This is a genomic window from Pseudomonas sp. DD1, assembly GCF_044510355.1.
Taxonomy (GTDB): Bacteria; Pseudomonadota; Gammaproteobacteria; order Pseudomonadales; family Pseudomonadaceae; genus Aquipseudomonas; species Aquipseudomonas shahriarae.
This window is the reverse complement of sequence record NZ_MSAJ01000001.1, coordinates 78,734-101,190: the sequence shown is the minus strand read 5'-3', so window position 1 is coordinate 101,190 and position 22,457 is coordinate 78,734. Positions and strand designations below refer to the sequence as shown.

At 63.3% G+C, this 22,457-nt stretch carries 20 protein-coding genes and 1 pseudogene; 7 read left to right on the top strand and 14 right to left on the bottom strand.

The window, feature by feature from the left end; translation table 11 throughout:
- Positions 1–14: 14 nt before the first annotated feature.
- The 6 genes from PSFL_RS00550 to PSFL_RS00525 form a co-directional block, all read right to left on the bottom strand.
- Positions 15–1,388: a DUF1329 domain-containing protein gene (locus PSFL_RS00550; protein WP_115129093.1), complete on the bottom strand. Its 1,374-nt coding sequence runs from the start codon at positions 1,386–1,388 to the stop codon at positions 15–17.
- 60 nt (positions 1,389–1,448) lie between these two features.
- Positions 1,449–3,434: a DUF1302 domain-containing protein gene (locus PSFL_RS00545; protein ID WP_081044311.1), complete on the bottom strand. Its 1,986-nt coding sequence runs from the start codon at positions 3,432–3,434 to the stop codon at positions 1,449–1,451.
- Between the two features lie 54 nt (positions 3,435–3,488).
- Positions 3,489–4,799 carry a phospholipase gene (locus tag PSFL_RS00540; protein ID WP_397469547.1) on the bottom strand — a complete coding sequence of 437 codons (1,311 nt, stop codon included), beginning with the start codon at positions 4,797–4,799 and terminating at the stop codon, positions 3,489–3,491.
- Between the two features lie 106 nt (positions 4,800–4,905).
- Positions 4,906–6,495, bottom strand: a complete 1,590-nt coding sequence (locus tag PSFL_RS00535; RefSeq protein WP_057438979.1) for an FGGY-family carbohydrate kinase — start codon at positions 6,493–6,495, stop codon at positions 4,906–4,908.
- Positions 6,496–6,505: 10 nt separating this feature from the next.
- Positions 6,506–8,095, bottom strand: coding sequence for a glycerol-3-phosphate dehydrogenase/oxidase (locus PSFL_RS00530; protein ID WP_397469546.1), 1,590 nt, complete (start codon positions 8,093–8,095; stop codon positions 6,506–6,508).
- Between the two features lie 4 nt (positions 8,096–8,099).
- A complete protein-coding gene (locus PSFL_RS00525; RefSeq protein WP_120734210.1) occupies positions 8,100–9,695 on the bottom strand; it encodes an FAD-binding oxidoreductase in 1,596 nt (531 codons plus the stop codon).
- A 228-nt stretch (positions 9,696–9,923) separates the two neighbouring features.
- On the opposite strand from PSFL_RS00525, the gene PSFL_RS00520 reads away from it, so the two are divergent.
- The 3 genes and pseudogenes from PSFL_RS00520 to PSFL_RS00510 all read left to right on the top strand — a co-directional run bounded on the left by PSFL_RS00520 (position 9,924) and on the right by PSFL_RS00510 (position 12,108).
- Positions 9,924–10,943: an AraC family transcriptional regulator gene (locus PSFL_RS00520; protein WP_397469545.1), complete on the top strand. Its 1,020-nt coding sequence runs from the start codon at positions 9,924–9,926 to the stop codon at positions 10,941–10,943.
- 184 nt (positions 10,944–11,127) lie between these two features.
- A pseudogene (locus tag PSFL_RS00515) lies at positions 11,128–11,723 on the top strand (NAD(P)H-dependent oxidoreductase).
- Positions 11,710–12,108 (top strand): MerR family transcriptional regulator, encoded by a 399-nt coding sequence (locus PSFL_RS00510; protein ID WP_186625007.1) that lies wholly within the window; start codon positions 11,710–11,712, stop codon positions 12,106–12,108. The pseudogene PSFL_RS00515 and the gene PSFL_RS00510 overlap by 14 nt, the downstream one beginning before the upstream one ends.
- Here PSFL_RS00510 and PSFL_RS00505 read toward each other — a convergent pair.
- Complete coding sequence (locus PSFL_RS00505; RefSeq protein WP_397469544.1) at positions 12,105–12,278, bottom strand: hypothetical protein; 174 nt, start codon at positions 12,276–12,278, stop codon at positions 12,105–12,107. The two genes, PSFL_RS00510 and PSFL_RS00505, sit on opposite strands and share 4 nt — an antisense overlap.
- Before the next feature lie 148 nt (positions 12,279–12,426).
- Here PSFL_RS00505 and PSFL_RS00500 point away from each other — a divergent pair, with 148 nt between their 5' ends.
- From PSFL_RS00500 to PSFL_RS00485, 4 genes are all read left to right on the top strand, one after another.
- The gene (locus tag PSFL_RS00500) at positions 12,427–12,669 is read left to right on the top strand and encodes an exodeoxyribonuclease VII small subunit (RefSeq protein ID WP_029299452.1); all 243 of its coding nucleotides are present in this window, start codon (positions 12,427–12,429) and stop codon (positions 12,667–12,669) included.
- Positions 12,666–13,553 carry a (2E,6E)-farnesyl diphosphate synthase gene (gene ispA / locus PSFL_RS00495; protein WP_057444863.1) on the top strand — a complete coding sequence of 296 codons (888 nt, stop codon included), beginning with the start codon at positions 12,666–12,668 and terminating at the stop codon, positions 13,551–13,553. The genes PSFL_RS00500 and ispA overlap by 4 nt, the downstream gene beginning before the upstream one ends.
- 110 nt (positions 13,554–13,663) lie before the next feature.
- Complete coding sequence (gene dxs, locus PSFL_RS00490) at positions 13,664–15,562, top strand: 1-deoxy-D-xylulose-5-phosphate synthase (protein ID WP_216311982.1); 1,899 nt, start codon at positions 13,664–13,666, stop codon at positions 15,560–15,562.
- Positions 15,563–15,696: 134 nt separating this feature from the next.
- A complete protein-coding gene (locus PSFL_RS00485) occupies positions 15,697–17,598 on the top strand; it encodes a TonB-dependent receptor domain-containing protein (RefSeq protein WP_057960741.1) in 1,902 nt (633 codons plus the stop codon).
- A gap of 146 nt (positions 17,599–17,744) precedes the next feature.
- Here PSFL_RS00485 and PSFL_RS00480 read toward each other — a convergent pair whose 3' ends face one another.
- The 7 genes from PSFL_RS00480 to ribE all read right to left on the bottom strand — a co-directional run bounded on the left by PSFL_RS00480 (position 17,745) and on the right by ribE (position 22,457).
- Positions 17,745–18,542: a cobalamin-binding protein gene (locus PSFL_RS00480; RefSeq protein WP_397469543.1), complete on the bottom strand. Its 798-nt coding sequence runs from the start codon at positions 18,540–18,542 to the stop codon at positions 17,745–17,747.
- Complete coding sequence (locus PSFL_RS00475) at positions 18,542–18,961, bottom strand: nuclear FMR1 interacting 1 family protein (protein WP_057960742.1); 420 nt, start codon at positions 18,959–18,961, stop codon at positions 18,542–18,544. The genes PSFL_RS00480 and PSFL_RS00475 overlap by 1 nt, the downstream gene beginning before the upstream one ends.
- On the bottom strand, positions 18,958–19,575 hold the full coding sequence (gene ribA, locus PSFL_RS00470; protein WP_057438973.1) for a GTP cyclohydrolase II: 618 nt from the start codon (positions 19,573–19,575) through the stop codon (positions 18,958–18,960). Before ribA ends, PSFL_RS00475 begins: the two co-directional genes overlap by 4 nt.
- 129 nt (positions 19,576–19,704) lie before the next feature.
- A complete protein-coding gene (locus PSFL_RS00465) occupies positions 19,705–20,433 on the bottom strand; it encodes an ABC transporter substrate-binding protein (RefSeq protein WP_057438972.1) in 729 nt (242 codons plus the stop codon).
- 66 nt (positions 20,434–20,499) lie between these two features.
- Positions 20,500–21,465 carry a thiamine-phosphate kinase gene (gene thiL, locus PSFL_RS00460; protein WP_057438971.1) on the bottom strand — a complete coding sequence of 322 codons (966 nt, stop codon included), beginning with the start codon at positions 21,463–21,465 and terminating at the stop codon, positions 20,500–20,502.
- An 18-nt stretch (positions 21,466–21,483) separates the two neighbouring features.
- Positions 21,484–21,984 (bottom strand): transcription antitermination factor NusB, encoded by a 501-nt coding sequence (gene nusB / locus PSFL_RS00455; protein WP_057438970.1) that lies wholly within the window; start codon positions 21,982–21,984, stop codon positions 21,484–21,486.
- Positions 21,981–22,457 (bottom strand): 6,7-dimethyl-8-ribityllumazine synthase, encoded by a 477-nt coding sequence (ribE, locus tag PSFL_RS00450; RefSeq protein ID WP_003176356.1) that lies wholly within the window; start codon positions 22,455–22,457, stop codon positions 21,981–21,983. The genes nusB and ribE overlap by 4 nt, the downstream gene beginning before the upstream one ends.

The window sequence follows — 22,457 nt, the reverse complement described above, 5'->3', positions numbered from 1 at the left end:
AAATCCCGGTAGACCTACCGCGTGCCCCGCAAGCGCAACGCCGACGGCATAAAGTAAGAATCCTCAGGAATCGCCTGGCCAAAATCCACCGTCTGCGGTTCTTCGTTATCCAGGTTCTGTACGTAATAACGCCGTGCCTGCAGGTCATGGAACACATCCAATGCGCTCCAGGTCGTGGGCAGGTCGTAGAAGTTCTTCAGGTAGGCCATCGACACCCGCCACAGTTCGCCACGACCGTCGTACTGGTCAACCACCGCTGCGCCCCAGCTGTCTTCATCGAGGTACAGCACGCGTTTGGAGTACAGGTGACGCGCCGTCGGTTTCAGGGTGCCTTCGACAACCCACACACGGTGCAGCTCGTAGCGCGTGTATTGCGGGTTGAGGTGTCCGACCTTGAGCAGGTCGGCGTATTTCACGTCGGCGCTGGCGACTTTGTAGTTGTTGTAGGGGATGTAGATTTCCTTCTTGCCCAGCAGTTTCCAGTCGTAGCGATCCGGCGAGCCGTTGAACATGTCGGTGTCATCTGCCGTGCGCAGGCCATCGGAGGACGAGATCGGCGTGTCGTACGCCAGGTTCGGCGCGCGGCGTACGCGGCGTTGGCCGGCGTCGTAGATCCAGGCTTGGCGCGCGTCTTTGATCTGGTCGAGGGTCTCGTGCACCAGGGTCGCGCCACCGGCCAGGCGGGCCGGGCTTTTTACGAAGGTCAGGTAGTAGAACAGGATGTTCTTCAGGTCGGCGTACTGCCCGCCCTGCCGGTAATAGTTAAACAACCCTTCCTGCTGCGACGTGACCAGGGCGAAGCTGCCATTGCGCTGCACGGGCGCTTCCGAAGCACGGCGAACCACGTAGGTGCCGCGATAGCGGGTGATGTGGTTCCACAGTGCTTCCACACCGTTTTGCGGAATGGGGAATGGCACGCCGCCAAAGGCGTCGGCGAAGCCGGTGCCGCCGTCCAGCAGCTTGGCGCTGGTGGCGTTCTTGAAGGTGTTGTCATACACCCACTGGGGCGCCGAGCCAGAACGCCGGCTTGGGTAGATGGGCATCTGGAAGGTGTCGGGGTAGCTGTTGAACAAGGCGATCTCGCCCGCCGTCAGGTTGGCCTTGTACTGTTCCAGGTTAGCCTTGGTGATGGTGAACAGCGGCTTGTCGCCGGCAAAAGGGTCGACATGGTGTTTACCCTTTTCATAGCCCTTGGGGGCCTGGGTGATCCCACCTTCCCAGGTCGGGATGGTGCCGGCGGCATTGCCCGCGCGCTCGGCGCCGAGCGGTGTGAGCTGGGCCTTGAGCTGTTGTGCATCCTGGGGCGAGAGCGCAGCAAGCGCGTTGCCGGCGGCCAGGCCGAGGGCCAGGGCCAGGCTGGCGGTGAGTATTCGAGGTGTGTGGAACATGGCGAATCTCCAAAAAAACGAGGGCGGGCAGCCGCCCTCGCGCCGCAGCACGGCAGCGGCTTACAGGAAGTACTTGAGGTTGAAACCGATGTTGTCGCGGTCGCGGATCACGTTGTTCTGGCCGCCACCAAAGAACTCGGTGTATTGCAGCTCGGCTTCCAGCTTGTTCTGGTAGTTGGCCTTGAGCCCCAGGGTGTAAGCCTTGCGTCCCTCGATGTAGTTGCCGGCCTGATAGGAGTTGCCCTTGAAGTCGTCCTTGTAGACCGCGTAGGGCGACAGGTTGACCCCGGCGAACACGTCGTTCCAGGTGCCGTTGAACATCACCGTATAGCTGTAGGAATCACGGCTGACCTGGTCATCACGCTCACCACCAGACACATAAGAGGTGTTGCCGCTACCCGCGTAGTAGCGGGTGCTGCCATCGTAGGCCTGGTACTTCAGGCTGCTGCCGCGCAGGTGCTCGGAGGCCAGTTCGAACACGCCGAACAGCGAGTCGAAGCTCAGGCCCGGGCCGAAGTTGTAGATGCTGCCCAGCGAGGTGTTGAAGGCCTCGACGCGCTCGGAGTTGTCGATCTGGCTGTTGAGGTTGACCATCTGCCCGCCGACATTGATGAACTGCCCGCCCGCCGCCGCGCCGGCGCCATTGGCCAGGTCGCCGATCAGGTCGTTGGTCGCGGCGATACCAATCGGCAGGTTCGGCCGGTAGGCCAGCTCGCCAAACACCGAGGCCTTGCCCAGGGTGGTGTTGAAGCTGAAGCCATACATGCGGATGTCTTCGGCATAACGCCGGTGCGCCTGGATATTGCCCATTACATCCACCGTCGCCAGGCCATTGGCCAAGGCCGCGGCCTGGCTGCCGGCCACCGACGACAGCATGCTGGTCAGCGCCGCCATGTCGATGCCCTTGTAGCCCGCCAGGTCTGCGGCGATGGTCGGCTCCTTGGCGTGGTAGTTGACCAGGTACAGGCCGAACTCGGTGCTGTTGAGTTCCTCGGCGATGTAGCGGAAGGCAAAGCCGTACTGGCCATCGTTGCGCGCGTTGTAGTCCTTGCCGATGGACGCCACCTTGAGGGTGTTGCCGTAGGCCGGGGTCATGCCGTTGGCATACAGCCCGGTACTGCGCAGCATGCCGCCGAACATCGGGTTGTTGCCCAGGGCGTCGTATAACCCGATGACGTTGCCGCCAATGGGCGTCGGGGTGTCGAGGGCGCTGCCGGTGAAGTTGTTGTACCCCGTGCGGCCGCCATCGGCGAACAGGTCGCTCTGGGAATAGAAGGTGCCGACCGGGTCGATGCGGGTCTCCTTCCAGTTCCACTGATAGAAGCTCTCCATCGACAGGTTGTCGCTCAAGCCGATATTGAAGCTGATGGCTTCCACCGGCATCAGCACTTCCTTGACCTCGGCGCCCGGCAGGCGGTACTTGGCCGCGTCCACCGGGTTGGTGGTATTGACCCCGCCGCGATAGAAAATGCCCTCGCCCCAGTTGAACACCTGGCGCCCCAGGCGCGCGGTCAGAGGCATCTGGCCAACGTCCCAGTTGCCATAGATGTAGGAGTCGAGAATCTCTACACGGCTACCGGCAATGTCGCGGGTCTGGTCGGTGAAGTGGTCATCCTGGGGATGGCTCTGGCTGGGTTGCGACGGGCTGTTGTTGCGGTAGTAGTCGTTGCGCTTGTCCATGATCTGGGTGTCATAGAACCCCGTGCCACGCACGAACAGCCCGTAGTTCTGATAGTTGGCTTCCAGCTCCGAAGTGATCTTGTACACCTCGGAAACCAGCCCGGTATCGAAGTTACGATTGCCGTCGTTGGTGTTGACGTCGTCGTTGCCCTTGTCACGCCCCTGCACCCGCCACAGACGCCCATAAGACAGGGTGCTGTCGAACGAGCCGGTGACCTGGTTGTCCAGCACGCTGAACTCCATGGCCTGCACGGTCCCGCCGCTGCACAGTTGCAACAGGCCCACCAGGCCGACGCCCGCCCCAGTGGATGTGATGGACCATTTACCCTCGGATCCCGAGCCTTGCGCGCGCACTGTGGTGCTCATTACCGTCTCTCCCCTGCAACCTTTTTTGTTGTTATTGCACTGCGTTGTCTGTTGTTACTGCGCCGGCGCCGGGCGGTCGAGACCAGCCCTGACGTAGTTGCGACTGTGGGCGCCAAAGTGGCGCAGCAACTGCACCAACTGTTCGTTGAGCCGGGCATGGTCGTAGCGTTCGGCGGGCAACTGGTTGCCGGCACTGAAGCTCTGGGTCGCCCCGGGCGTGGTCAGCCACTGGCCGATGGCCTCGTCGAACGCCACGGCCTGGGCATCCGCCTGGGCACTGACCACTTGGCGCAGGTAGTCCGTCGAGTAAGCCGGGTAATCGGCGTCCTGCGTGGCGTCGGCATAGGCCATCAGCATCGGGTTATCCGCCCCCGTCAGCAGCAGGTGGCGCAGCCAGGCGAACTGGTAGCGCTCCACCTCGTTGTGGCGCGTGGCGACACGTTCGATCGCCGCCCGCTTGTCGCTGTCGTAGCCGGCCAGGGCCTTGCCTTCCATCAGCAGCATGCTGGTCAAGTCATCGCCCGGCAGAGTGGTGGCGTGATACGGCTGGGTCAGGTCCTGCAGGTAGTGCATGCCCCAGCCGAGGAAGCGATAGCCCCAGTAGGGATGGCCATTGGCGAAGGCAAAACGCGCCAGACCGAAGTACTGGTAGGCCCGCCAGTCCGGCCAGTTGCGCAACAGGAAAGGCGCCGCCACATAGACCACCGCGCTCTCGTGAAAGAAGCCCATATGAAACGGCGCCTGGGAGCTGTACTGGAAGCGCGCGTCGCCAAACGACTGCACACCGAAGCCATAGAGTGCGCCGACCGCCCCTGGGTTATCGCTGAACAGGTTGATATCGTGGCCGTAGTCCGGCTCGTCCGCGGCGGTTGCCAGCACGGCCAGCGGCGCGACCGTCTGCCCCGACTGCAGTTGGATAAAGCGCTGGCGATTCCACGGCGAGAGGGTCTGTTCGACCATCACTTCGGTGGCCTTGAGCTGCGGGCGCCCAGCCAGGTCCTCGCCGGGCATGGGCTGGATCACCTGGGCCAGGTGGATCTGTGGGTTGACCCGCAGGGCCATGAGCAAGTCCCGGCGCAGATCGGCCCCAGGCTGCGGCGCCAGACGCAGGTTGTCGGGGCGCGGCGGGTAGTCGGGAAAGTGCTTGCGGGCGAAGTTTTCCTGTTCGTCCAGCAAGGCCACCAGCCCTGGGTACTGCTCGGACACAAACTGCTCAAGGGACTCGACCGCCACCTCGGGCGCCTCGCGCAACGCGGGCAAATCCCGCAGGGCCAGGTAGCTGCCCACGCTGTGATTGGACCATGCACCGGCCCCAGGCGACAGACTGCACAGCCCCAGGCACAGCAGCAACGACGGCAACTTCATGGCTTTACGCTCTTTTTTAGATGCGTTCAGCCTAACAATCCGGGTATCCCCCGACACTGTCCGATCTTGCCAAAACGACTCTCCAATAGCGCCATACAGCCTGGGCCTACGCCGGGTAGCCGGTAATCTCGCGGATGCTCTGGTACAGCGGCTTGAGCTGGCGATACATGTGCAGGTAGACCTCGCGGTACAAGCGGTCGTACATCTGTTGCGCCTCGGGCTGGGGCATGAACACCTCGGCGGTGCGGGTCATGGCGGCGATGGCGGTATCGAAGTCCGGGTACAGCCCAAGCCCCACCGCACAGGCAATCGCCGCCCCCAGCCCGGACGCCTCGTAGACATGCGGACGCTCGGCGGGCAGGCCGAAGATATCGGCGGTCAGTTGCATCGCCGCGTCGCTCTGGGAACCGCCACCGGCCACGCGCAAGCGCTTGATCGACAGTTTCGACCGGCGCTCGATACGCTCCTTGCCCTGGCGCAAGGCATAGGCCAGCCCCTCGAGGATCGCCCGGTAGATATGGGCACGGGTGTGCACGTCGCCAAAGCCGATCATCGCGCCCTTGGCCTCTACACCCGGCTCGCGGATGCCCGGCGACCAGTAGGGTTGCAGGGTCAGGCCCATGGAGCCGGGCGGCACCGCGTTGACCAGCGCATCGAACAGTTGCTCCGGTTCCAGGCCCTGCTCCCGGGCCTGCTGCATTTCCCGCAGGCCGAACTCGTTCTTGAACCAGCTGACCATCCAGTAGCCGCGATAGATCATCACTTCGCAGTTGTAGTGATCGGGGATCGCCGCCGGATACGGCGGGATCAGCGGCACTATCTCCAGGTAGCGCGAGCGGGTAGTGGTGATGGTCGCCGTGGTGCCGTAGGACAGGCACGCGGTCGTCGCCTCCACCACGCCGGAACCGAGCACCTCGCAGGCCTTGTCGGAGCCGGCGGCAATCAGTGGCAGGCCCTCGGGGATCCCGGTGTGGCGGCTGGCCTCGGCGGTGATGCGGCCCAGTTCTTCTCCTGGCTTATACAGGCGCGGCAACTGCTGCGCACGCACCGCCAGGGCCTGCCATTTCCAGTCCCGGGGCGCGGCCCAGCGCAGGTGCTTGAAGTCGAAGGGCAAGTAGCCCACGCAACACCCCACCGAGTCGACAAAACGCCCGGTCAGGCGATGGCTGAGAAAGCCCGAGAGCAGCAGGAACTTGTCGGTGGCTGCCCAGATATCCGGCTGATGCTGGGCGATCCAGTTGGCCTCGGCCTGGGCGCGAAAATAGTCCACCGTGGCCTCGGCGCCGATCAACTTGAACAGCCAGCCCCACGGGCCCTTGATCCCGCCCTCGGGCTCGCACTGACGCTGGTCGAGCCAGAGGATCGCCGGGCGCAAGGCCTGGCCCTGGGCATCGACATTGATCAAGGTGCCGCGCTGGGTGGTCAGGGACACGCCACGGATCAGGCTGCGGTCGATGCCGGTCTGCGCCCACAACTGCTGGCAGGCTTCGCCCAGTTTGCGCCAGTAGTAATCCGGATCCTGCTCGGCCCAGCCGGGCTGCGTGGAGTAGTAGGCCTGCAACTCGACCTTGCCTTTGCCCAGCAGATTGCCCTGCAAGTCGAACAACAGCGCGCGGACACTCTGGGTGCCGTTGTCGATCGCCAGCACATAGTGTTTGTCGGGGGAATTGTTATCCACGAAGCTCTCTTTATTCATGACGCGCTCTTCAGATCGAGGCGGACGGGACGCTGTGATGGCGTTGCCAGAGTTGCAGGTAGCGCTGCTGTTCCTGTTCCCAGCGCGTGTCGTCCCAGCCCAGGCGCGGCTGACATAGCCGGCGGATGTCTGGCAGGTAGTGAGCGGCGCCGTCGGGCAGTAGCAACCCCAGACGGGTGCGCCGCAACAACAGGTCGTCCAGGTGCAGGACCATCTCGGCCTCGGCGGCAAACGCCAGCTCCGCCCACAAGGTATCGCTGGCGCCGACACACTCGCTGCCCAGGCTGCGTATCAGCCGGGCCAAACGTGGCAGGTCACGGCCATGGCGCCCGGCCAGACGCCGCAGGCCGGCGGCGCTCAGCCCAGGAATCGCCTGCAGCGGCACGGCCTGGAACACTGGCGCGCCGTCATCCTCCAGGGTCTTCCCGAGCATCCCGGCACAGGCCCGCAACACCTCGATGGCCTGGGGCCTGAAGGTGGTCAGCTTGCCCCCCGCCAACGTCACGCAGCCCGGCTCCTGCCACAGCACATGCTCGCGGGTTTCATTGGAGGGCTTGGCCTGGGAGTCAGCGGCGCCCACCACCGGGCGCACCCCGGACCAGGTGCACAGCACGTCCGCCGCCGTTACCTCGGCCTGGGGAAATGGCTGGGCGCAGGCCTCCAGCAGGTAGTCGAGTTCTTCGCGGGTAATGCTCGCCCCGAGGTCCAGGTCCTCGCGATGATCCAGGTCGGTGGTGCCCACCACAGTGGCCCCTTCCCAGGGAAAGACGAATACCGGGCGACCGTCGCGCCGATGCATGAAACTGAAGGCGTGGGCCACCGGCAAGCGCCAGCCCGGCAACAACAAGTGGCTGCCTCGCAAGGGCCGCAACTGCCGCTGCCCACCACCCGGTTGCAGGCGTTCAGCCCAGGCGCCGGTGGCCACTGCCAGCACCGCGCAACGCACTTGCATAACGGCAGCGCCTTGCGTGTCCTCGACCTCGACCCCACACACCCGCCCGCCCTCGCGCAGCAACTGGCGCACCCGCAGGCCGTTCAGCGCCCAGGCGCCATCGGCGCGGGCCTCGGCCAACACACGCATGACCAGGCGCGCATCGTCGGTCAGCGCATCGCGAAACTGCGAAGCCCCCAGCAGCCCCGGCTCCATCAACCCCGGCGCCAGGTAGCGCAGTTGCGCAGGTTTATGAAACTGGCGGCTGCGACAACCGGCCAGGGCGTCATACAGGCGCAGCAAGCCGCCGAAGACCCGCGGTCCGGGGAACCCGCCGCGATAGTGCGGCATCAGGAAACTCATGGGCTCCACCAACCCCGGTGCTTCGCCCATCAGGCGCTGGCGCTCGCGTACCGAATCACGGGCCAGGCGCCACTGGCCCTTGGCGATGTAGCGCAGGCCGCCATGGACCATTTTCGACGAGCGGCTGGAGGTGCCCCAGGCAAAATCCCGTTGCTCCAACAGCAGGCAGCGCCAACCGCGCCGGGCCGCCTCGCGCAGGATCCCGGCGCCGCTGATACCGCCGCCAATCACGATCAAGTCCCAGGTTTCATTCGCCAGTTGCGGCAGCACGGCCGCGCGCCACTGGGCATTCCACTCATCGCTCATGGGCCTAGTCTTCCAGCAGGGTGCCGGGGTTCAGACGCCCGGCCGGATCGAAATGCCGGCTCAGGCTGTGCAGCGCAGCCATCGCCAGTTCGCCCTTCTCCCTCGGCAGGTAGGGCGCGTGGTCCTTGCCCACGCCATGCTGGTGGCTGATGGTGCCGTGGTTGTCGACGATGGTGCGGCTGGCCGCCTGCTTCAGGGCCTTCCAGCGCTCCAGGGTGGCCGGGTAGTCCGCCGCCGGGCGGAACACGTAGCTGGTGTAAATGCTCGAACCTTCGCCATAGACATGGGACAGGTGGGTAAACACATGGACCCGCTCGCCCTCGGCCGCCAGGCAGTCACGCAGACTGGCCTCGATCGCGTGCAACAAGGCGTCGACATGGCACCAGTCGGTCGCGGTCTCCAGGGTGTCGACCACGTAGCCGGCATTCCAGAGATTCTCCCGCAGGTAGGGGAAGCGAAAGCGGTTCTGTTGCCATTTCTTGCCCAGCAGGGTGCCGGTGAACACCCCGCCAAAAGCCTTGAGGTGCTGGCGCGCCTGGCGCAACGACAAGGCATTCTGCCGACGATTGCCGGTGACGCCGAAAGTCAGCAGGCATTTGCCCTCGCCAGCCCCGCGCAGTGCCAGGTAGCGCTCCAGCCAGGCGATTTGATGGGGATGGCCAGCCAGCGCCAGTTGGGTCTGGGTTTCCATGGCATTCGACAGACGCAGCATCGACAGCGGCACCCGTGCCTGCACCAGTCGGCGGATCGCCTGCAGGGCCTGGGGCCAGTCGGGCAGGAACACGCCATAGAAGCGCTCGTCCTCGGGCAGCGCGCTAACCCGGACCTTGACCGTGGAAATGATGCCGAAGCGCCCTTCGCTGCCCAACACCACTTCCCGCAGGTCAGGGCCGGCGGCCGAGGCCGGGAAGCTCGGGATTTCCAGGGGCCCGGCGAACGTTTCCAGGGTGCCGCCGGCGAACAGTTGCTCGATCCGCCCGTAGCGCAGCGATTGCTGGCCGCTCGAGCGGCTGGCCACCCAGCCGCCCAGGGTCGACAACTCCCAGGACTGCGGGAAGTGCCCCAAGGTGTAGCCTTTGGCACGCAACTGGCTCTCCACCTGGGGGCCACTGGCACCGGGGCCGAACGTGGCGATCAGGCTTTGTTCGTCGAGGTCGAGCAGGCGGTTCATGTGGGCCAGGGACACCGTCAGCACCGGGCGCGTGGAGGCCGGCGGGTTGATATGTCCGGCCACGGACGTGCCACCGCCATAGGGAATCAGGCACAGGTCGGCACTGTCGGCCAGGGCCAGCAGCTGGCGGATCTGCTCGACAGTTTCCGGCAGGGCCACAGCATCCGGGTACCGACCCAGGGCACCTTCACGCAGGGCCAGCCAGTCCGGCAGGCTCTGACCGCGGGCATGCATCAGACGGTCCCGGGGCTCGATGCTGTAAAGCGCGTGGGGCGCCAGCCGCGACGCGGGCACTGCGGCCAGGGCACTGTCCAGGCTGGCGTCCGGCAGGGTGTGCCCGTCGCCCAATCGCTCGCGCAGAAACGCTGCGCCATGGGCGGGCATCTCCATCTGCGTGGTTTCTTCGCCCCAGCCGTTCCAGCGTCGCATGCCTGTTTCTCCCAGCAGATCTTGTGATTTTCAGTGCTCCCATACTAAACAGCCGGCGCGGGCTGTCACGGTCGCATCGGGACAGATGGAGTAGCCAATTGGGTCACTCGCTGTATTACCGGATGTATCCACGGGAGCATTTACTTTAGTCACGATTTCAAATTACCTTGCGTGCCATCGACGCGCGCAAGGCACTGCCGCCGGCAACACCCCGCCAGGAACCCGATCATGCAGACACTCGGCTCTACCTCCGTCCCTCCTCTGCTGAAGTACCTGCGCCATGCCGAACAGCTCGGCATGGCAACCGCCCCTGCACTGGAGGCGGCCGGGATCACTGCCGGCCAACTGGACGACAACAGCCTGCGCCTGCCTGTGGAAGCCCACGAACGCCTGTTGGAGTATTTCTGCGAACATTCCGGGGACCTGCTGTTCGGGCTCAATTCAGCGCGCTTCGTGTTGCCCAACTCGTGGAGCGTGCTCGGCTACATCACCATGAACTGCGCGACCCTGGGCGAGGCAATGAACCGCATCATGCCGTTCGAAAAACTGGTGGGCGACATGGGCACCAGCCGCGCCGAAATGGTCCATGACCAAGTCCGCCTGATCTGGAACTGCCGCCACCAGCAGCCGCGCATCCGCCGGCATATGGTGGAGAACGTGCTGGCGTCCTGGCTGGTGTATGCCCGCTGGATCGCCGACACCGAACTGTCGCCAAGCCAGGTGTTGCTCGAGCACCCGTTGCCGGACGGCGCGCAGCTCAGCCAATACGAGGACTTCTTCGGTTGCCCGGTGCTGTTCGAGCAACCCTGCTCGGCCCTGGTGGCGCCCTTGCGTTACCTGCAGACACCCCTGCGCCAGGCCGATGCGCAGTTGCTGCGCACCCTGGAAGAACATGCCCTGGCCCTGATGGCCTCGCTGGACGATTCAAGCCTGGCGCTGCGGGTGAAAAACGCCCTGCGCCAGTTGCTCAAGGAAGGCCTGCCGCGCAAAGAACAGGTGGCCGAACAGTTCGCCATGTCGGTGCGCACCCTGCAACGCCAACTGCAGCAGGCCGGCACGTCCTACCAGCAGATCCTCGACGACCTGCGCCAGGAACTGGCCGAGCACTACCTGCTGCACAGCGACCTGCCGATCCAGGACATCGCCCAATACCTGGGTTTCACCGAACCGCGGTCGTTCCACCGCACCTTCAAGAGCCGCACCGGTGTGCCGCCGGGCGAGTATCGGCAGACCCATCGGGGCAGTTAGGGTTTGGGGGACTGCATTTCAGGTCCTGACCAAACAGAGTGAACCCGGTATTCAACACAACGAAGATCAAATATGGGAGCTGGCTTGCCTGCGATAGCGCCCGATCAGGCCATTCCTGGGTACTTGACTCTCCCCCTAGGGTCACACGCCATCCTGCGGGCCCCGACCTCAGGACTCCCCACCCATGACCCGCCGCATCCTGCTCATTCTTGGCCACCCCGCCAGCACCAGTTTCTGCTACGCCTTAGCCTCTGCCTATCGCGAATCAGCCAGCCGCGCCGGCCACGAAGTGCGCACCTTGTATCTGGGCGAGTTGAGCTTCGATCCTGTCCTGCACCACGGTTACGCTCAGGTACAAGCCTTGGAGCCGGACTTGCTCATGGCGCAATCCGACATCCTTTGGGCCGATCATCTGACGTTTATTTTCCCTATCTGGTGGGGGGGAATTCCAGCATTGATGAAAGGCTTCATCGACCGCGTGTTCCTGCCCGGTTTCGCCTTCAAATACCGCAAGGGCAAAGCATTCCCCGACAAGCTCTTGAAGGGCCGTACCGCCCATCTGCTGGTGGCCCTGGATACACCGCCGTGGTATTACCGCTGGTTCTACCACATGCCCGGCCTGCACCAGATGCGCAAGACCACCCTTGAGTTGTGTGGTATCAAGCCGATCAAGACAATCATGTTCGGGCCTGTGCTGGGCTCTACTGCGGCGCAGCGCGACAAGTGGCTGAAAAAGGCTGGCACACTCTTTTAGGAATGGATCTGCATGTACATCGGTAAAGCCGCGCAGTTGTCAGGCACGACGATCAAGGCGATTCGTCACTATGAGGACATCGGCTTGCTGCCACCGCCGCAACGCGAGGGGCGGTATCGGGTTTACTCGGCGCAGAGCGTTGAGCTGCTGACGTTTATCAAGTGCGCGCAGCAGTTGGGCTTCAAGCTCAAGGAGTTGCAGGGAATTCTCCACGGGCACCGTGGCGATGAGCTGCCGTGGCAGCGCGCCAACCAGGCGATCGCGCAAAAAAAGCTCGAGTTGATGACGCAGATCCAAGCCCTGCAACAGGTGCATGCAGGGCTGGTGGCGTTTGAGGGCAGCCTGGAGCAGGCCCAGGGTCAGTGCCAGTTTGCACGTCTGGTGGAAACCGGCACTGCGCGCAACAGCTAGTTCAGCAGATCGCCCCATTTGTTTTGCAGGGCGCGCTCTTCTGCCAGGATTTCCCGCGTCATGCTGTCAACCCATTGCTGGGCAAACCCATTGGCTTCACGCAGCAGCAGCATGATGTCATCGAGTTCAAAGTCGCCGGGTTTGGCCAAGTCCTTATGCTCATCCAGCATCTTCCTGACCATTTCATTGAGCTGCTTAGGAGCTGAAGCCTTGGCTGTATGACTGAAAAACCCCGGTGCGCTCAAGCGCCCCTCATTTGCCCCTACCCCCCCTATCTGCTAGTGTCGCGCCCGTTTACCGTCAACCGGAATAGCCGCCATGGCCCGCAAAAAAGTTGCACTCGATTTCGAACAATCCCTCGCCGATCTGCAAACCCTGGTCGAGCGTCTGGAGAACGGCGAGTTGTCGCTGGAAGACTCGTTGACGGCGTTTGAGCAAGGTATTGGCCTGACCCGCGATTGCCAGAGCGCTCTGGCGCAGGCGGAGCAGAAGGTCCAGGTGTTGCTGGAACGGGATGGGGAGTTGGCCGAAGAACCTTTCGACGCGGAACAAGCGCAATGATCGACGTTTATCAGGCCAGCAGTCAGGCCCGGGTCAATGCTGCGCTGGAACCGCTGTTTGTGGCGCCAAGCCCGGAGTTGGCCAGGCTGTATGAAGCCATGCGCTATAGCGTGATGAACGGCGGCAAGCGCGTACGGCCTTTGCTCGCCTATGCGGCCTGTGAAGCGCTGGGCGTGGACGCCGCGCAAGCCAATGGCGCGGCGTGTGCGGTGGAATTGATTCATGCCTATTCGCTGGTGCATGACGATTTGCCGGCCATGGACGATGACGATCTGCGTCGCGGCCAGCCCACCACCCATAAGGCTTTTGACGAAGCCTGTGCGATCCTCGCCGGTGACGGCCTGCAAAGCCTGGCGTTCAGCGCCCTGCTCGACCCGCGTTTGAGCGGCGTGAATGCCGAGATCCGCCTGCGCATGGTCACTGCGTTGGCCGCCGCCGCAGGCCCGGCCGGTATGGTCGGGGGCCAGGCAATTGACCTCGGCTCGGTCGGCCTCAAGCTGGACCAGCAAGCCCTGGAGTATATGCACCGGCACAAGACCGGGGCGCTGATCGAGGCTGCCGTGCACCTCGGCGCCCTGGCCAGTGGTCGCGCCGAAGCGGCGCAGTTGGCTGCTTTGCAGATCTATGCCCGGGCCATCGGCCTGGCGTTCCAGGTGCAGGACGATATTCTCGACGTGGAAAGCGATACCGCGACCCTCGGCAAGCGCCAGGGCGCCGATATTGCCCGTGACAAGCCGACTTATCCGTCGCTGTTAGGGCTGGATGCCGCCAAGGCCTATGCCCTGGAGCTGCGCGACCAGGCCCTGGCCGCCCTGCGACCATTCGACGCGGCAGCCGAGCCGCTGCGTGACCTGGCGCGGTATATCGTCGAACGCCGCCACTGATTACGGCGGCGATTACCGCCGCATATCGGCCAAGTTCGGTGCTCTGCGTGGGCAGTTTGCGATGCTTGAGGTAAACTGCCGCCTCTTCTATACCTATAACGATTCGCCTGATGCCCACGACGTTTCAAGAGATTCCCCGCAAGCGCCCGACCACGCCGCTGCTGGACCGTGCCAACACGCCGGCCGGCTTGCGCCGTCTGGGTGAAGCCGAGCTGGAAACCCTGGCCGATGAGTTGCGCCTGGAATTGCTCTACACGGTCGGCCAGACCGGTGGGCATTTTGGTGCAGGCCTGGGCGTCATCGAGCTGACCATCGCGCTGCATTACGTATTCGACACCCCGGACGACCGGCTGGTGTGGGACGTGGGTCACCAGGCGTATCCGCACAAAATCCTCACCGGACGCCGCGAGCGCATGGCTACCTTGCGCCAGAAGGACGGCATCGCCGCCTTCCCGCGCCGCTCCGAGAGCGAATACGACACCTTTGGCGTCGGCCACTCCAGCACCTCGATCAGCGCAGCCCTGGGCATGGCGATTGCCGCCCGTCTGCAAAACAGCGATCGCAAGGCAATTGCCGTGATCGGTGATGGCGCGCTGACAGCCGGCATGGCGTTTGAAGCGTTGAACCATGCACCGGAAGTGGACGCCAATATGCTGGTGATCCTCAACGACAACGACATGTCGATCTCGCGCAATGTCGGTGGTTTGTCCAATTACCTGGCAAAGATTCTGTCCAGCCGCACCTACGCCAGCATGCGCGAAGGCAGCAAAAAAGTGCTGTCACGCCTGCCCGGCGCGTGGGAAATTGCCCGCCGCACCGAAGAATACGCCAAGGGCATGCTGGTCCCCGGCACCCTGTTCGAAGAGCTGGGCTGGAACTATATCGGCCCGATCGACGGCCACGACCTGCCGACCCTGATCGCCACCCTGCGCAATATGCGCGACCTCAAGGGCCCGCAGTTCCTGCATATCGTCACCAAGAAAGGCAAAGGCTTCGCCCCGGCGGAAGTCGACCCGATTGGTTACCACGCCATCACCAAACTCGAACCGCTGGACGCGCCCGTGGCGGCACCAAAAAAGGCCAGCGGGCCGAAGTACTCCGGTGTATTTGGCGAATGGCTGTGCGACATGGCCGCCGCCGACCCGCGCCTGGTGGGCATTACCCCAGCGATGAAGGAAGGCTCGGACCTGGTGGCGTTCAGCGAGCGTTTCCCGCTGCGTTACTTCGATGTGGCGATTGCCGAGCAACATGCGGTGACCTTTGCCGCCGGCATGGCCTGCGAAGGCGCCAAACCGGTGGTGGCGATCTACTCGACCTTCCTGCAACGCGGTTATGACCAGCTTATTCACGATGTGGCGGTGCAGAACCTCGACGTGCTGTTCGCCATCGACCGCGCCGGCTTGGTGGGCGAAGACGGCCCGACCCACGCCGGCAGCTACGATCTGTCGTACTTGCGCTGCATCCCCGGCATGCTGGTGATGACCCCGAGCGACGAGAACGAGCTGCGCAAGATGCTCAGCACCGGCCACCTGTACAACGGCCCGGCAGCGGTACGTTACCCCCGTGGCAACGGCCCGGATGCGGTGATCGAGAAAGACCTGGAACCGATCGAGATCGGCAAGGGCATCGTGCGGCGCCAGGGCAGCAAGACCGCGTTCCTGGTGTTTGGCGTGCAACTGGCCGAAGCCCTGAAAGTGGCGGAGAAAATCGACGCCACCGTGATCGACATGCGCTTTGTCAAACCCCTCGACGAAACCCTGGTGCGCGAGATCGCCGGCAGCCATGAATTGCTGGTGACCGTTGAAGAAAACGCCATCATGGGCGGCGCCGGTGCGGCCGTCAGCGAATTCCTGGCGCGGGAGAACATCCTCAAGTCGGTGCTGCACCTGGGCTTGCCGGACATTTATGTGGAGCACGCCAAACCCGCGCAGATGCTGGCTGAGTGTGGGCTGGATGAAGCGGGGATCGAGGCTGCGGTTCGCCATCGCATGGCTTTGCTCGGCCTGTAAACCGGACCAAACTGTGGGAGCTGGCTGGCCTGCGATGCAAACACCTCGGTCTTTCAGAGAGACCGGGTGATGCGATCGCAGGCCAGCCAGCTCCCACATTTGTTTTGTATTGCCTTGGAATCCATGGACGGCCCATGAAGCACCTTCGACTTGCCCTGCCACTCCTGCTCTTGCCCACTGCGGACCTGCTCGCCGACACCCGCGACGCCGCCCTGAAGCTCCCCGATGTGGTGATCAGTGCCAACCGCCAGGTGCAGGCACGCAATGACAGCAGTGCTGCCAACACCGTGTTCACCCGGGACGATATCGACCGCCTGCAACCCTCCAGCCTGACCGACCTGCTCAGCCGCGTGCCCGGCGTGCAAGTGGCGCGCACCGGTGGCCGGGGCAGCTTGCCGGGGATTTTCATACGTGGCACCAAGTCCGCGCAAAGCCTGGTGCTGGTGGATGGCCAGCGGATTGCCAATAGCACGTCCGGCGACAGCGGCCTGCAATACCTGAATATTGATCAGATTGAGCGGGTAGAAGTGCTGCGCGGGTCGCGCTCGGTGATTTACGGCAGCGATGCGATTGGCGGGGTGATCCAGGTATTTACCCGCCGCAATGCCGGACCAGGCCTACAGCCGCGCTTGAAGCTGGGCTTTGGCAGCCACAACACCTGGGAACGCAGCCTGGGCCTGTCGGGCGGCGATGAACGCACGCGCTTTAACCTGGGCGCGAGCCTGGATGACACCGCCGGTATCGACTGGAGCCACACCTCCTTCCCCAGCGACCGCGACCATGATGCCTATCGCAATAAGTCGCTGAGCTTGAACCTGAGCCATGAGTTCAGCGATGAGCTGGAGGTGGGTTTCAACCTGCTGGATAGCCGGGGCAAGTCGGAATATGACAACAGCTTTGGTCGCTATGATTTCGCTACCGGGCAAAGTGTCGGCCAGAAGCCCTATACCGACTACACCGTCAGCAGCGCCAGCGCGTACATCGACGCCCAACTCAACGAGGCCTGGCAGACCCGCGTGGAGCTGGGCCACAGCGAAAACCGCGACACCAAACGCGACAAGCTCAGCACTGACTTCAGTGTGTTCAACACCTATCGCGACTCGATCAACTGGCAGAACGACCTGACGCTCGATCAGCAAAACAGCCTGATCCTGGGCGGTGATTGGTATGAAGACCGTTTTCACGGCAGCACCACGCTCAGCGAAAACAGCCGCTGGAACCGCGCCGCGTTTATCCAGCATCGTTTCAAGGGCGAGTGGTTTTCCACCGAACTGGGGCTGCGCCGCGACCAAAACCAGCAATTTGGCGGGCAGAACAGTTGGAGCGGTACGCTGACCTTGCCAGTTAACAGCGAAAACGACGTGTTGCTAAGTTACAGCGAAGGCTTTCGTGCGCCGACGTTTAATGATCTGTACTACCCGAACGAAAACGGGTTTATAAGCAGCAATCCAGACCTTAAACCTGAAACCTCAAAAAGCTACGAGGTGCAGTGGCGTAGCCAACTCAGCGACGTCAGCCGGTTAGAAGCCTCGCTATATCGGACTGATATCAAGGACGCGATCATCTACGACAATTCGGGTCCGCACAATGTCGCCACCGCCCGCATCAACGGCTTCGAAGCCGCACTCAAGCAAGAACTGTTCGGCTGGCAAGGCAACCTCGGCCTGTCGATCATCGACCCACGCGACCGCAACAGCGGCCACACCCTGGCACGCCGTGCCCGGCGCACCCTGAACCTGGACCTGGATCGGCAGTTCGAACAATTGAGCCTGGGCGCCAGTTGGCAGGCCATCAGCAGCAGCTACGATGCCGAAGACAACAAGCACCGCCTCTCGGGCTATTACCTGCTGGGGTTGCGCAGCGGTTGGGCGCTGAATCGGGAAGTGGCGCTGTCGCTGAAGGTCGATAACCTGCTGGATCGCCGCTATACGCGGGCCTGGTACAGCTATGACGATCCAAACTTCGAGAACAACCAGCCGTACCGCGAAGAAGGCCGGACGTGGATGCTTGGGGTGACGTGGACGCCGCAGCTCTGAGGTTGTCCGGGCCGACGCCATCGCAGGCAAGCCAGCTCCCACATGGGTTCTGTGGTGTGGCCAAAATATTCTGCACTGCCGAGCGCCCACCTTTTGATGTATGAATACAGTCAAATGTGGGAGCTGGCTTGCCTGCGATAGCGCTCTCAACGGTTCGGCGCAATCACCTGACACAGCCGGCCCACCGCCTCCACCATCTGCCCACTGGGCCGTTCCAGGCCTTTGTCCGGCACGATCAGCAAACGCCCCTGAGCCACCGCCGCCACCTGGGGCCAGGCCTTCCAATCGTCCAGTTGCGCTTGATCCGCCGCGAGGATCACTTCGGGATCACGCTGCAACACCGATTCGATACTGACCTGCGGGGCTGGCAGCTTGAGGTCATCAAACACATTGCGCGCACCACACACGCTAAGCGCATCGCTGATGATCTGCCCACCGCCCACGGTGTACAGCGGCTGGTTCCACACCTGGTAGAACACCCGCAACGGCTGGCTGCGCTGATAGCGCTGGCGCAACTCGGCCAAGCGTTGACGCAAGCGGGCAGCCAATTGGCGACCTTCATCAGCGCGGCCTAGCTGTCGGGCGATGGCTTCGACCTGGCTGCTCAGTTGTTCAAGGCTATGGGGTTCGGCGACGTAAACAGGGATGTTCAAACGCTTGAGCTGCTCGCGCTGGGCCGGGCCGACGCTGCCGGGCCAGAGCAGCAGCAAGTCAGGCTGCAGGCTGAGCAGTCGTTCCAGATCCAACTGCCCATAACGCCCCACCGAGGGCAGGCTACGCAGCGCGTCAGGCCGTTCACCGCCGTCGAGTAGGCCCACCAGCAGATCGCTGGCGCCCAGTTCAACGACGATTTCAGATAAGGAAGGTGCGAGGCTGACCACCCGCTCGACCGCCATCGCCGACGCACTGGCGGCCAGCAGCAGACCCGCCAGCCAGAGGCGCATCAGCCGAGTTGACGCGGGATGCGATAGAGGTAGAACAGCACCAGGGTCGACAATGCCAGCAGGAACAGCGGCACCGCTTCCAGGCCGACGAACACTGCCAGTGCACCGATCCAGGCGGGAAACGCCGCGACCAGCAGCGCCGTACGCCGACGGGCCGCGAGGGTGATCCACGCGGCCGGCTCTTCAGGCGTATCGAGGGCCTTGGAGGTGGCGATCAGTGCATGTTTATAGGCATGGAAGTAACGCAGGCTGGCAAACATCGAGGCAACGCCGGCGATAAAGAATGGCATTGCCAGCACCGGCAACAACGGCTCGCCCTGGCCAAATACCAGATTGATCACGAACAACGGCAACAACGCCAGCGCCAGGTACTGCCACCAACTGAAGGACAGGCGCCGCTTGACCTGACCGCGCGTCACGCCCGGTCTGCCTCGCCCTGATGCTCGTTGCCCATCATATGGTCGAGCTTGCTGGCCTTGGTCGCCAGGTAGAGTTTGTTGTGCGGGTTATGCCCGGTGTGTAGCGGCACACGCTCGGCGACGGTGATGCCCATCTCGGTCAAGGCCTTGACCTTGCGCGGGTTGTTGGTCATCAGGCGCAGGGACTGGATGCCCAAATGCTCAAGCATCGGCAGGCAGATGGCGTAATCGCGCTGATCGGCGGCGAAACCCAGGCGCTCGTTGGCCTCGACGGTATCGGCGCCACCGTCTTGCAGTTCGTAGGCGCGGATCTTGTTCAGCAGGCCAATGCCACGGCCTTCCTGACGCAGATACAGCAGCACGCCACGGCCTTCACGGGCAATGGCTTGCATGGCGGCTTCCAGTTGCGAGCCGCAGTCGCAGCGCTGGCTGAACAGTGCGTCACCGGTCAGGCACTCAGAGTGCAAGCGGCCCAGGACCGGGGCGCCATCGGCCACATCGCCCAGGCTGAGCACGACGTGCTCGCGCCCGGAGGCTTTTTCAAGAAAGCCATGCATGGTGAACGTGGCAAAAGGGGTAGGCAGCTTGGAAGCAGCGACGAAAACGACGGGCACCGTGTGCTCCTGATTTCAGATTTCACAGAGGCGGGCATTGTAACAGCACGTTCCTACAGACGCTTAAGCTGAATTATCGCTGATAAAGATCAATAGGTTCGATTGGCCTTTGCCTTGGTTCTATGGGCGTCAAAACGGATACGGTTGGTTCCAGCGCTGGAAAATCGGTTTCAACTCGCCGCTTTTCACCAACAACTCCATGCGCCGGTCAAATACCCCCCGCAATGACCGCCCTCTCTCACTGTCGGTAAACCCCAGGAACAACGGCAATTCGGCAATGTGCGTGAGTTTGAACGCCGATGGGTCGTCAGCCTGGCCGAGGATGTACTGCAGTTCGGCCAGGGCATCAATGTAGAAGTCGGCCCGCCCATGCTGGAGCATCGGCAAAATCCCGCTACGTCGTTCGATCTGGTTGAAACGATGAATATTGGGCAGGTATTCCTCGTACTTGTAGCCACGTACCCAGGTCAGGCGGTAAGAGCCCAGGGTCACCAGGGTCGGCGCCGGGCTGCCCGCCAGGCCCAGGGCGTAGATGTGGTCGGAGTCGTAGTGCCAGCGGGCGTACAGCACGCCCTCGGTCTCATCATGATAGGAGCCGACCCAGGCATCCACTTCGCCCCGCCGGGCCAGACCGACCGAACGGGTGTAGGGCACGCTGCGGATCTTGACCTTGACCCCGGCCGGCTCAAAGACTTCTCGCAACACATCCCAGGCCAGGCCGCTGCCATCGGCGTTGGTGTAGTCATTCCAGGTTTCACTGGCCAGACGGATCTGGCCGGGCACTTCGGGGGTGTCATCGGCCCACACGGGAGACGCGACCACACACAGCAGAATCAGCAACCAGCGTCGTAGCCCCATGATGACGCCCTCCATGGTAAAGCGATCGTTTCTACAACGCGGTAAAGGGTAGCGCAGCCCGGCGGGTCACGGCGTCTCGCGAAAATGTTGATAACCGCGCACGGCCGGGGTGATGTCATGGCCACCGGCATCCAGCAGTCGCACGCCGGCCCCCGCCTCTACGCGCCCGACAATATGCACCGGCCAACCGTCGGCCAGCAATGGCGCCAGCTCAGCGGGCGGCAAGGTGAACGCCAGGACGTAATCATCGCCACCGCTCAAGGCTGCGGAACGCGCTTGATCATCCCCCAGAAAGGCCAGCAACGCCGCCGACAGCGGCAAACGGTGCCGCTCGATCACCAGGCTTACGGCTGAAGCCTTGGCGATATGCCCACAATCTGCCAGCAGACCGTCGGAAATATCCAATGCAGACGTAGCCTTGCCACGCAACGCCATGCCCAGGGCCAGTTGCGGCTGCGGCGACCAGTAATGGCCCAGCAGCGGCTCGGCGATCTGCGCAGCAGCGCTACGCTGCCCCAACACCAACGGCAAGGCCCCAGCCGCATTGCCCAGCTCGCCGCCGACACACAGCAGGTCGCCGGGCTGCGCGCCACTGCGGGTCAACGCCAGCCCCGCCGGGACACGGCCGAACACGGTGACGGTCAGGCTCAGCGGCCCACGGGTGGTATCGCCGCCCACCAGGCCCACACCACAGCGCTGGGCCATGGCATTCAAACCCTGGGCATAGCGCTGCAACCAATCGGCCGCGACCGTCGGTGTAGTGAGCGCAAGGGTAAATGCGAGGGGATGGGCGCCCATGGCCGCCAAGTCGCTGACTGCCACCGCCAGCGAACGCTGGCCGAGCAAAAACGGGTCGCAGGGGTCGGCAAAGTGCACGCCGGCCACCAGGGTATCGGTTGAAATCGCCAGCTGTTCCCCGGGGGGAACTGCCAGCAAGGCGCAGTCGTCGCCGATCCCCAGGGCAATGCCCTCGCCGCCTTGCGCACAGGGCGCGGCGGCGAAGTAGGTGCGGATCAGCTCGAACTCGCCCATCAGGGAGTCAAGCGCAGGTTAGCGCTTGTACGCCTTCACTTCGGCTTCACGCAGGCGCGGGGCCAGCTTGTCGAGCACGCCGTTGACGAACTTGTGACCGTCGGTCGAACCGTAGACTTTCGCCAGTTCGATACCTTCGTTGATCACTACGCGGTACGGCACGTCAACGCGCTTGAGCAGTTCCCAGGTGGACAGGCGCATCACGCACAGTTCAACCGGGTCCAGCTCTTCGAGGGTCAGGTCCAGGCAAGGTGCCAGGGCCGTGTCGATCTCGGTCAGGTTGGCATGCACGCCGTGCAGGATGTCGTGGAAGTACGGCAGGTCGGCGAAGGTAAAATCGTTGTCGACGCGAAACTGTGCTTCGATTTCGTTCAACGAAGTACCCGCCATCTGACGCTGATACAGCGCCTGGGTCGCCAACTGACGGGCAGCACGGCGCTTTTCGTTCTTCGATGGCTTGCCGGCGTCTGCAGGACGGGGGTCGCGCGGGTTGAAACGATCGCTCTCGTCGGAAATCACTTGGCCTCCAACTGCGACAGCAGGCTGACCATTTCCAGGGCAGACAGGGCAGCTTCAGCGCCTTTGTTACCGGCCTTGGTGCCGGAGCGCTCGATGGCTTGCTCGATGGAATCAACAGTCAGTACGCCGAAGGCCACTGGCACGCCGAACTCCATAGACACCTGGGCCAGGCCCTTGGTGCACTCGCCAGCCACGTATTCGAAGTGCGGGGTGCCGCCACGAATGACCGCGCCCAGGGCGATGATTGCTGCGTATTCGCCTTGCTGGGCAACTTTCTGCGCAACCAGTGGAATTTCGAAGGCGCCAGGGGCACGGATAATCGTGATATCGCTTTCGCTCACACCGTGGCGAACCAGGGCGTCCACGGCACCGCTTACCAGGCTTTCAACCACGAAGCTGTTGAAGCGGCCAACCACCAGGGCGTAGCGGCCTTTGGGGGCGATGAAGGTACCTTCGATGGTCTTCAGGGTCAT